General features: G+C 60.9%; 9 protein-coding genes. 2 read left to right on the top strand and 7 right to left on the bottom strand.

Annotated features, from left to right (window positions below):
• Positions 1 to 104: 104 nt before the first annotated feature.
• From ccoP to ccoN, 4 genes are read right to left on the bottom strand one after another with little or no spacing between them, the layout of a single operon-like run.
• On the bottom strand, positions 105 to 1,058 hold the full coding sequence (gene ccoP, locus BVK86_RS08630) for a cytochrome-c oxidase, cbb3-type subunit III (RefSeq protein WP_075946018.1): 954 nt from the start codon (positions 1,056 to 1,058) through the stop codon (positions 105 to 107).
• The gene (locus BVK86_RS08625; protein WP_075946017.1) at positions 1,055 to 1,252 is read right to left on the bottom strand and encodes a cbb3-type cytochrome oxidase subunit 3; all 198 of its coding nucleotides are present in this window, start codon (positions 1,250 to 1,252) and stop codon (positions 1,055 to 1,057) included. Before BVK86_RS08625 ends, ccoP begins: the two co-directional genes overlap by 4 nt.
• 3 nt (positions 1,253 to 1,255) lie before the next feature.
• Positions 1,256 to 1,864: a cytochrome-c oxidase, cbb3-type subunit II gene (gene ccoO, locus BVK86_RS08620; RefSeq protein ID WP_075946016.1), complete on the bottom strand. Its 609-nt coding sequence runs from the start codon at positions 1,862 to 1,864 to the stop codon at positions 1,256 to 1,258.
• A gap of 10 nt (positions 1,865 to 1,874) precedes the next feature.
• Positions 1,875 to 3,299 (bottom strand): cytochrome-c oxidase, cbb3-type subunit I, encoded by a 1,425-nt coding sequence (ccoN, locus tag BVK86_RS08615; protein ID WP_075946015.1) that lies wholly within the window; start codon positions 3,297 to 3,299, stop codon positions 1,875 to 1,877.
• Between the two features lie 92 nt (positions 3,300 to 3,391).
• On the opposite strand from ccoN, the gene BVK86_RS08610 reads away from it, so the two are divergent.
• Positions 3,392 to 4,069: an alpha/beta family hydrolase gene (locus BVK86_RS08610; protein ID WP_075946014.1), complete on the top strand. Its 678-nt coding sequence runs from the start codon at positions 3,392 to 3,394 to the stop codon at positions 4,067 to 4,069.
• Between the two features lie 176 nt (positions 4,070 to 4,245).
• Here BVK86_RS08610 and BVK86_RS08605 read toward each other — a convergent pair whose 3' ends face one another.
• The 3 genes from BVK86_RS08605 to acnA all read right to left on the bottom strand — a co-directional run bounded on the left by BVK86_RS08605 (position 4,246) and on the right by acnA (position 9,630).
• A complete protein-coding gene (locus BVK86_RS08605; RefSeq protein WP_075946013.1) occupies positions 4,246 to 5,811 on the bottom strand; it encodes a methyl-accepting chemotaxis protein in 1,566 nt (521 codons plus the stop codon).
• 105 nt (positions 5,812 to 5,916) lie between these two features.
• Entirely contained in the window at positions 5,917 to 6,708 is a 792-nt protein-coding gene (locus tag BVK86_RS08600; protein ID WP_075946012.1) for a CPBP family intramembrane glutamic endopeptidase, read from the bottom strand.
• 180 nt (positions 6,709 to 6,888) lie between these two features.
• Positions 6,889 to 9,630, bottom strand: a complete 2,742-nt coding sequence (acnA, locus tag BVK86_RS08595; RefSeq protein WP_075946011.1) for an aconitate hydratase AcnA — start codon at positions 9,628 to 9,630, stop codon at positions 6,889 to 6,891.
• A 222-nt stretch (positions 9,631 to 9,852) separates the two neighbouring features.
• On the opposite strand from acnA, the gene rlmM reads away from it, so the two are divergent.
• Positions 9,853 to 10,926 carry a 23S rRNA (cytidine(2498)-2'-O)-methyltransferase RlmM gene (gene rlmM, locus BVK86_RS08590; RefSeq protein ID WP_075946010.1) on the top strand — a complete coding sequence of 358 codons (1,074 nt, stop codon included), beginning with the start codon at positions 9,853 to 9,855 and terminating at the stop codon, positions 10,924 to 10,926.
• Positions 10,927 to 11,006 lie beyond the last annotated feature (80 nt).

The raw sequence follows: 11,006 nt of genomic DNA, 5'->3' as shown, positions 1-11,006 counted from the left end.
ATCCCGGGATCCGAAAGGAAGACCGAAGGAGGGTGCGACAATGGGTCGCAAAGAGGAAGGGAACTGCCGCATTGCGAAGAATGCGGCAGCAGAGCGGTCGAGATTTATTCGCGGTTGTCTTCAGCCTGCAAACGCTCGGTGTTCAAACCGTGGGACAGGCTGTACACATAAGCGGCCAACAGTTGCACCTTGTCGTTGCCCAGCAGTTCGTTTTGCGCCGGCATATGGCCCTGGCGGCCGTGACGAATCGTCTGCTCAAGTTGGGTCAGGCTGGTGCCGTAGATGAACCCGGCCGGGTGCGTCAGGTTCGGCGCGCCCATGGCTTCGGTGCCTTGGCCGTTTGACCCGTGACAGGCCACGCAGGTCGTGCTGAACGCCTGCTGCCCGGCCTGCAAATCGGCCTTGCTGTCGGCAGGCAATGGCAGGCCGGCCAGTTCATGGCGTACATAGGCTGCGACGTTTTTTACCCCGGCCTCACCCAATATTTCACCCCAGGCCGGCATGGCCGCCATGCGACCGCCCATGATGGTGGTCTTGATGGTGTCGGCGTTGCCGCCCCAGCGCCAGTCGCTGTCTGCCAGGTTGGGGAAACCGAACGCACCCTTGGCATCCGAGCCGTGGCACACCGAGCAGTTTGACGCGAACAAACGTCCGCCCATTTTCAGCGCTTGTGGGTCCTTGGCCACTTCTTCCACCGGCATCGCCGCGAATTTGGCGAAGATCGGCCCGAACTTCGCGTCGGCCTTGTCCATCTCCTTTTCCCACTCGTGCACGCCGGTCCAGCCATTTTCGTAGCCGGGCAGGATACCTTTCCAGTTGCCCAGGCCCGGATACAGAATCAGGTAACCGACGGCAAACACCAGCGTGCCGGCGAACAGCATGAACCACCATTGCGGCAACGGATTGTCGTACTCCTCAATGCCGTCGAAGCTGTGGCCCATGGTCTGGTCGACACTGCCCTTGGTTTCGCCCTTGCGGGTGCCGATCAGCAGCCAGGTCAGGCCGATCAGGCTGCCGATGGTCAGTACGCAGATCCACGTACTCCAGAAAGTGGTCATGGCCGGGTACTCCTTGTGACAGGTGCTTCAGTGATGTCGGATTGCGGCTCATCGGCGAATGGCAGCAGGCGCGCTTCGGCGAACTCCGGGCTGCGCTTGGCGCTGAACACCCACAGGGTCAGGCCGACGAAGGCCACGAACACCACGACCGTGCCGAGGCCGCGGATCATTCCAGTACTCATTTCAATGACCATGGCTCACCTCTTGCTCTTGATCGCAGTGCCCAGCACTTGCAGGTAGGCGACCAGTGCGTCCATTTCGCTCTTGCCCTTGAGCGATGCAACGGCACCGCTGATGTCTTCGTCGGTGTACGGCACGCCGAGGGTGCGCAGGGTCTTGAGCTTGGTTTCGGTGTGGCTGCTGTCCAGCACATTGGCCACCAGCCAGGGGTAGGCGGGCATCTTCGATTCCGGCACGACGTTGCGCGGGTTGTACAAGTGCGCGCGATGCCACTCATCCGAGTAACGCGCGCCGACCCGCGCCAGGTCTGGCCCGGTACGTTTCGAGCCCCACAGGAACGGGTGATCCCAGACGCTTTCACCGGCCACCGAGTAGTGCCCGTAGCGCTCGGTCTCGGCGCGGAACGGGCGGATCATCTGCGAGTGGCAGCCGACGCAGCCTTCGCGAATGTAGATGTCGCGACCTTCCAGTTGCAGCGCGGTGTAGGGCTTCATGCCTTCCACCGGTTTATTGGTCACGTCCTGGAAGAACAGCGGGACGATCTGGGTCAGGCCGCCGATGCTCACGGCGAGCACCATCAACAGCATCAGCAGGCCGACGTTTTTCTCGATTGTTTCGTGTTTCATGGCGGACTCCTCAGGCCATCTGCGCGGCAGCGGCGGCTTCGGCAGGCTGCGAGGCCCGCACGGTGCGCCAGGTGTTGTAGGCCATCAGCAACATGCCGCTGAGGAAGATCGCGCCGCCCACCAGCCGCACGACGAAACCTGGATGGCTGGCCACCAGTGTCTCGACGAAGGAGTAAGTCAGCGTGCCGTCCTCGTTCACCGCACGCCACATCAGGCCCTGGGCAATGCCGTTGACCCACATTGAAGCGATGTACAAAACGGTGCCGATGGTGGCGAGCCAGAAATGCGCGTTGATCAGGCCGATGCTGTGCATCTGCTCGCGTCCGAAGATTTTCGGGGTCATGTGGTACAGCGCGCCGATGGAAATCATCGCCACCCAGCCGAGCGCGCCGGCGTGGACGTGGCCGATGGTCCAGTCGGTGTAGTGAGAGAGGGCGTTGACGGTCTTGATCGCCATCATCGGGCCTTCGAAGGTCGACATGCCGTAGAACGCCAGCGACACCACGAGGAAGCGCAGGATCGGGTCGCTGCGCAACTTATGCCAGGCGCCCGACAACGTCATCATGCCGTTGATCATCCCGCCCCAGCTCGGCGCCAGCAGCACCAGCGACATCACCATGCCCAGCGACTGCGCCCAGTCCGGCAGTGCGGTGTAGTGCAGGTGGTGCGGGCCCGCCCAGATATACAGGGTGATCAGCGCCCAGAAGTGCACGATCGACAAGCGATAGGAATACACCGGGCGTTCGGCCTGCTTCGGCACGAAGTAATACATCATGCCGAGGAAGCCAGCGGTGAGGAAAAAGCCCACGGCGTTGTGCCCGTACCACCATTGCACCATGGCGTCGGTGGCACCGGCGTACAGCGAGTAGGACTTGGTGAAACTCACCGGCAATTCAAGGTTGTTGACGATATGCAAAATGGCCACGGTGATGATGAAACCGCCGAAAAACCAGTTGCCGACGTAGATGTGCCTGGTCTTGCGCTTCATTACCGTGCCGAAAAACACGATGGCGTAGGCGACCCAGACAAGGGTGATGAGGATGTCGATCGGCCATTCCAGCTCGGCGTATTCCTTGGAACTGGTGTAGCCCAGCGGCAAGCTGATGGCTGCCAGGAGAATGACAAGCTGCCAGCCCCAGAAGCAGAACGCCGCGATTTTCGGCGCGAACAGTTGTGTCTGACAGGTGCGTTGTACCGAGTAGAAAGAACTGGCGAACAGGGCGCAGCCGCCGAACGCGAAGATCACCGCGTTGGTGTGCAGCGGGCGCAAGCGGCCGAAACTGGTCCACGGCAAATTGAAGTTGAGTTCGGGCCAGACCAACTGGGCGGCGAGAAAAACCCCGAGCCCCATGCCGACGATGCCCCACACCACCGTCATAATGGCGAATTGGCGGACCACCTTGTAGTTGTAGGCGGTACTGATAGAAGTGTTCATGGTTCCCCATCCACGGTTCAGCCGAAATGGGCGCAGCGCAAGGCAGCGTCCCCTTCGCCTGGAGTTATAGGCAGACTAAAAGCGAGGCAAGCATGAACAATGGGCACAAGGCCGGTATTGACGGGGATCAATGGGCGCAGTGTGTGCGGGAACACGGATGGCTGTGGGATACCGCCTCGAGCACGGCTTTGGCAACGTTGATTTTGGCCCACGGTGCCGGTGCACCCATGGACAGCAGCTGGATGAACGACATGGCCGTACGCCTCGCGGCGCAAGGCGTCAACGTGCTGCGCTTCGAGTTTCCGTACATGGCGCAACGACGAATCGACGGCGGCAAGCGTCCACCCAACCCGGCGCCAAAACTGCTGGAATGCTGGCGCGAGGTGTATGCCGAAGTGCGACGCCATGTCACTGGGCCTTTGGCCATTGGCGGCAAGTCCATGGGCGGGCGGATGGCAAGTTTGTTGGCGGATGAGCTGGGGGCGGATGCGCTGGTGTGCCTGGGGTATCCGTTCTATGCGGTGGGGAAACCGGAGAAGCCGCGGGTTGAGCATCTGGCTTCGTTGAAAACCCGTACCTTGATTGTGCAAGGCGAGCGGGATGCATTGGGCAATCGCGAGGCGGTCGAGGCTTATGCGTTGTCACCGAGTATTGAAGTGTTCTGGCTGGTGGCGGGGGATCATGATCTGAAACCGTTGAAGGCTTCGGGGTTCACGCATGAGCAGCATTTGGCGGCTGCGGCGAGCAAGGTGGCTGCGTTTCTTCAGTGATATTTGCGGTGAACATCATGGCCCCCATCGCTGACAAGCCAGCTCCCACGGGGACGGTGATCCTTTGTGGAGCTGGCTTGCCAGCGATGGGGGCCTATCAGGCGACATCATTATCAGATCGGCAATAAAAAACCCGGAAGCTTGCACTGTCCGGGTTTTTGTCATTCCAGCATCAATCAGCGGTTAAACCGCTCCACCAACGAATACTGGGTATTTGCCGTCTTGGTCAGCTCTTCACTCAACAACGCCGAGTTCTGTGCCTGTTCCGAGGTCTGGTCAGCCAGGTGCGAGATGTTGCTGATGTTGCGGCTGATTTCTTCGGCCACAGCGCTTTGCTCTTCGGTGGCGGCGGCGATCTGGGTGGTCATGTCGGTGATGTTGGCCACCGCTTCGCTGATCCCCACCAGCGCCTGATCCGCTTCCAGTACTCGCGCCACACCTTCTTCGGCCTGACGGTGCCCGGCTTCCATGGTTTGTACGGCCGTGCCTGCGGTTTGCTGCAGCTTGGCGATCAGGGCGTGAATCTGCCCGGTGGATTCGCTGGTGCGTTGCGCCAGTTGACGGACTTCGTCGGCCACTACCGCAAAACCACGCCCCATTTCACCGGCACGGGCCGCTTCGATGGCGGCGTTGAGCGCCAGCAGATTGGTCTGGTCGGCGATGCCCTTGATCACGTCGACCACACCACCGATTTCGTCGCTGTCCTTGGCCAGTTGAGTCACGGTCAGGCCGGTTTCCCCAACCACGACCGACAGTCGCTGAATCGCTTCGCGAGTTTCCCCGGCGATGTCGCGACCGCGACCGGTCAGGCGATTGGCTTCCTGGGTGGCATCGGCAGTGCGCTGCACATGGCTGGCGACTTCCTGGGTGGTTGCAGCCATCTGATTGACGGCGGTCGCCACTTGCTCGGTTTCGACGCGCTGACGTTCCAGGCCGGTAGAACTGTTGTGTGCCAGTGCATCGGACTGCTTGGCTTGTTCGGTCAGGTGTTCGGCCGTGTCCTGCAAACGGGTCAGACAGGTTTTCAGGCGGGCTTCCTGACTGAGAATCGACATTTCCAGGCGCGCCTGGGCGCCGCGGCTGTCGGTGTACATCCGCGCGATCATCGGGTCGGAGGTGGTCTGCTCGGCCAGGCGCAGCAAGCGCTTGATGCCACGCTGTTGCCAGCTCAGGCCCATCAGGCCCAGTGGTACCGAGAGCGCGGCGGCGAGGGCGAAACCCCACTGCGAAGTCAGGGTGGCGCCGATCATGAAACTCAACTGGCTGACCAGAATGAACGGCAGCCAGTCTTGAAGGACCGGCAACCATTTATCCGAGGAAGGGATGGCCGACTTGCCCTGGTTGATGCGTTGGTAAAGCGCTTCGGCGCGTCGGATCTGTTCGGCGGTGGGCTTGACCCGCACCGACTCGTAACCGATCACCTGATTGCCTTCGAAGATCGGTGTCACGTAGGCGTTAACCCAATAGTGATCACCGTTCTTGCAGCGATTCTTGACAATGCCCATCCATGGCAAGCCTTGTTTCATTGTGCCCCACATATGCGCGAACACCGCGGCCGGGACGTCGGGGTGACGCACCAGGTTGTGCGGCGCACGGATCAGTTCTTCACGAGAAAACCCGCTGATATCGACGAAGTCGTCGTTGCAGTAGGTGATCATGCCCTTGGCGTCGGTGGTGGAAATCAACCGTTGCTGGGCCGGGAAGGTCCGTTCGCGTTGTGTAATTGGCTGGTTGTTACGCATGGCTTTTTAATCCGCAAGGCTTTCAAGTGCTGTATCGGCACCCCTGGCCAATTGTTGAAATTATTTTTCGATAATCAGAGGCGCGTCGCAAAAATGATCCTTGCGTCAGCCGGCGAGCATCGGATAGGTGAACAGGCCGAAGTGCAGCAGGTTCAAGGCAAAGTGCGTGGCGATGGCGGCGGCCAGTCCACCCAAGCGGTAGGCCAGGCCGTAGCCGACACCCGCCAGGCTCGCCAGCAGCATCCATTGCCAGCCCGCTCCTGCGTGCATTAGGCCGAACAACAGCGAAGCCAGCAGCAGCGCGAGGTTTTCGCCGTACGCCAAGTGTTTGAAGCATCGGCTCAGGCCGCCCTGAATATAGCCGCGAAACAGCGCTTCCTCGACCAGCGTCACCAGCAGCAGATTGTTCAGCAGCCATAACCAGCCAGCGTCCGGCCATTTCGGCGCCCAAGCGATGACGTTCAGCAACAGCGCGCCACCCAGTGCAAGCACGGCGCTCAGGACCAGCGCGACGGGCGTGGCATAGAGGAACAACCGCAGTGAACGCCGGCCGACAATCCACGGGCAGACCAGCAATAGCCAGAAACCGATCAGGGGTTTATCCAGATTCAGGTACATGGAAAACCGCACCGCATCGTCCGTGAGACGCTGTGGTTCGATCACCCGACCGTTATGGAAGCCGGGCAGCCAGTGCATGGCCAGTGCCAGCGCGAGGAAGATGAACAGGCCATGGCCGAGATAGCGGCCGAACGGCAATTTTGTCTGACGCACCGCGTAACCGGCGATCAGCAACAGGCCGACGGAAATTCCGGCGAGCCAGCCGAGCCGGCCATAGGTCAGGGCCAAGCCATAGCCGAGGGAGAGCAACGCCAGAAATGTCCATGGTAGAGCGAGCATTGAGAATCCTTGTGTCTGGGCCTGCACCAGCCCTGTGAGAGCGAGCCTGCTCGCGATAGCGGAGTGTCATTTAGCATCCTTTGTGAATGTTACACCGCCATCGTGAGCAGGCTCGCTTCCTCAAGGTTTTTCTCGAGCACAAAAACACCGCCCTAAGGCGGTGTCTTTGTCAGTGCACAACTACGACGCGATCAACTGCCGTAACACGTAGTGCAAAATCCCTCCCGACTTGAAGTACTCCACTTCATTGAGCGTGTCGATCCGGCACAACACTTCGATTCTTTCGTGGGTACCGTTCTCGCGAGTGATCACCAGGGTCAGGTTCATCCGCGGAGTCAGCTCGACGCCGGTCAGGCCGAGGATATCCAGGGTTTCCGTGCCCCGCAGATTCAGGCTCTTACGGTTTTGATCAAGCTTGAACTGCAGTGGCAGCACGCCCATGCCCACCAGGTTGGAGCGGTGAATCCGTTCAAAACTTTCGGCGATGACCGCTTTGACCCCGAGCAGATTGGTGCCCTTGGCCGCCCAGTCACGGCTTGATCCCGTGCCGTACTCTTGCCCTGCGATCACCACCAGAGGCGTGCCCGCCGCCTGGTAACGCATGGCCGCGTCGTAGATCGCCAGTTTTTCCCCGGTCGGGATGTAGAGGGTATTGCCACCTTCTTCGCCACCCAGCATTTCATTGCGAATGCGGATGTTGGCGAAGGTGCCGCGCATCATCACTTCATGGTTGCCGCGGCGCGAGCCGTAGGAATTGAAGTCCCGCGGCTCCACGCCTTTCTCGCGCAGGTAGCGGCCCGCCGGGCTGTCGGCCTTGATGTTGCCGGCCGGGGAGATGTGGTCGGTGGTCACCGAATCGCCGAGCAGGGCGAGGACGCGCGCACCCGCGACGTCCTTCACCACCGGCGGCGGCCCAGCGATGTCATCGAAGAAGGGCGGATGCTGGATGTAGGTCGAGTCGTCCTGCCAGACATAGGTTGCCGCTTGCGGCACTTCAATGGCTTGCCACTGTTCATCGCCGGCGAATACTTCGGCGTATTCCTTGTGGAACATGGCGGTGTTGACCTGCTCCACGGCATCGGCGATTTCCTGGGTGCTCGGCCAGATGTCCTTCAGGTAAACCAGATTGCCGTTCTGGTCCTGGCCCAACGGCTCGCGGCTGAGGTCGATGCGCACAGTGCCGGCCAAGGCATAGGCGACCACCAGCGGCGGTGAGGCCAGCCAGTTGGTTTTTACCAGCGGATGAACCCGGCCTTCGAAGTTGCGGTTGCCCGACAACACCGAGGCGACGGTCAGGTCGGCTTTCTGGATGGCTTTTTCGATCGGCTCCGGCAACGGCCCGGAGTTACCGATGCATGTGGTGCAGCCATAACCGACCAGGGCGAAACCCAACTCATCGAGGTACTGCGTCAGGCCGGCAGCCTTGTAGTAGTCGGTGACCACTTTTGAGCCTGGGGCCAGGGAGCTTTTCACCCACGGCTTGCGGCGCAGGCCTTTTTCCACGGCTTTCTTCGCTACCAGGCCGGCGGCCATCATCACGCTCGGGTTGGAGGTGTTGGTGCAGGAGGTAATCGCGGCGATCACCACCGCGCCGGTTTTCAGGCGAATGGTTTGTCCATCAGAGTCGTAATCCACTTCACCGGCCAGATCGGCGTTGCCCACCGCCACGCCACCGCCGCCTTCGCTTTCCAGGCGGCCCTCTTCCTTGCTGGTAGGCTTGAGTTGCATTCCCAGGAAGTCGCTGAAGGCTTGCGCGACATTCGGCAGTGAAACCCGGTCTTGCGGACGCTTGGGTCCGGCGAGGCTGGCTTCGACGCTGGCCATGTCCAGCGCCAGACTGTCAGTGAACACCGGTTCCTTGCCCGGCAGGCGCCACAGGCCCTGCGCCTTGCTGTAGGCCTCGACCAGTTTCACGGTTTCAGCCGGACGGCCGGACAGGCGCAGATAGTCCAGCGTCACGTCGTCCACCGGGAAGAAACCGCAGGTGGCGCCATATTCCGGGGCCATGTTGGCGATGGTTGCGCGATCCGCCAGCGGCAGGTCGGCGAGGCCATCGCCATAGAACTCGACGAATTTCCCCACCACGCCTTTCTTGCGCAGCATCTGGGTGACGGTCAGCACCAGATCGGTGGCGGTAATGCCTTCCTTGAGCTTGCCGGTGAGTTTGAAGCCGATCACTTCCGGGATCAGCATCGACACCGGTTGTCCCAGCATCGCCGCTTCCGCTTCGATGCCGCCAACGCCCCAGCCGAGCACGCCGAGCCCATTGATCATCGTGGTGTGGGAATCGGTGCCGACCAGCGTGTCCGGGAAGGCGTAAGTGCGGCCGTCCTCGTCTTTGGTCCACACGGTGCGGCCCAAATACTCCAGGTTCACCTGGTGGCAGATCCCGGTGCCCGGCGGCACCACGCTGAAATTGTCGAAGGCACTCTGGCCCCAGCGCAGGAACGCATAGCGTTCGCCGTTGCGTTGCATTTCAATATCGACGTTCTGTTCGAACGCGCTGCTGGTGGCGTACTTGTCGACCATCACCGAATGGTCGATGACCAGATCGACGGGGGAGAGCGGGTTGATCCGCTGCGGATCGCCACCGGCCTTGGCCATCGCCGCGCGCATGGCGGCCAGGTCGACCACTGCGGGCACGCCGGTGAAGTCTTGCATCAGCACCCGCGCCGGGCGGTACTGGATCTCGCGATCGGAGCGGCGCTCCTTGAGCCAGGCGGCAATCGCCTTGAGGTCGGCACCGGTGACAGTTTTCTCGTCCTCCCAGCGCAGCAGGTTTTCCAGCAGCACCTTCAACGACATCGGCAGCGGGTCCAGGTCACCCAGGCTCCTGGCGGCATCCGGCAGGCTGAAATAGTGGTAGGTCTTGTCGTCGACTTGCAGGGTTTTCAGGGTCTTCAGACTATCGAGGGACGGCATTACGATCACTCCTTAGAGTCCGCACGGCTACGGACTGAGGGGACGGGCAGAGCATTAAACCTAGCCCTGTTTTAAGTAGCTGGCTAATAACTGGACTCTATGGACAGACCCCAGGTTCCGATCTCGGCTATCATGCGCCGGTTTTCGTGACAGGCTTTGCTCCAGAGCAAGCCTGGGCATCGCGCAGTGGTTGAATGTCTCGCCATCTGCCCAGGAGTAAGAATGAACACCCTATTCATGCATTGCCGGCCGGGCTTCGAAGGCGAAGTCTGTTCCGAGATTTCCGACCTCGCCGCACAACTGAACGTGGCCGGTTATGCCAAGGCCAAGGCCGCCAGTGCCTGCGCCGAATTTGTCTGCACCGAAGAGGATGGCGCCGAACGCCTGATGCGCGGTCAGCGTTTCGAACGCCTGATCTTCCCGCGCCAATGGGCACGGGGCATTTTCATTGATCTGCCGGAAACCGACCGCATCAGTGTGATCCTCGCGCACATGGCGGATTTCCCCGTGTGCGGCAGCTTGTGGCTGGAAATGGTCGACACCAATGATGGCAAGGAACTGTCGAACTTCTGCAAAAAGTTCGAAGTGCACCTGCGCAAGGCATTGATGGCGGCCGGCAAACTGGTGGACGACGCCAGCAAGCCGCGCCTGCTGCTGACCTTCAAGAGCGGTCGTGAAGTGTTCGCCGGTCTGGCCGAGTCGAACAACTCGGCGATGTGGCCGATGGGCATTCCGCGTTTGAAATTCCCTCGCGAAGCGCCGAGCCGTTCGACCTTGAAGCTGGAAGAGGCCTGGCACCATTTTATCCCGCGAGATCAATGGGACGAGCGCTTGCACAGTGACATGACCGGCGTCGACCTTGGCGCCGCGCCGGGGGGCTGGACCTGGCAGCTGGTCAACCGCGGCATGCTGGTGACCGCCATCGACAACGGCCCGATGGCCGAAAGCCTGATGGACACTGGCCTGGTGCAGCATTTGATGGCCGACGGTTTCACCTTCAAGCCCAAGCAACCGGTGGACTGGATGGTCTGCGACATCGTCGAGAAACCGGCACGCAACGCCGCGATGCTCGAAGAGTGGATTGGCGATGGGCATTGCCGCGAGGCGGTGGTCAACCTCAAGCTGCCGATGAAACAGCGCTATGCCGAAGTGAAGCGCCTGCTGGAACGCATTGCCGATGGCTTCAAGGCCCGGGGCATCAAGGTCGAGATCGGCTGCAAACAGCTGTACCACGACCGCGAAGAAGTGACCTGCCATTTGCGCCGACTGGACGTAAAGAAACCCAAGTCCCGTTGATACCCATCGATGGCTTTTGTGGCAAGGGAGCAAGCTCCCTCGCCACAAACCCGGCAATGCGCGACAATGCCGGCCAGATT

The sequence above is a fragment of the Pseudomonas reinekei genome (assembly GCF_001945365.1).
GTDB classification, from domain to species: domain Bacteria; phylum Pseudomonadota; class Gammaproteobacteria; order Pseudomonadales; family Pseudomonadaceae; genus Aquipseudomonas; species Aquipseudomonas reinekei.
Note: the sequence above shows the minus strand (reverse complement) of the source record. Positions and strands in the feature narration are given on the sequence as shown.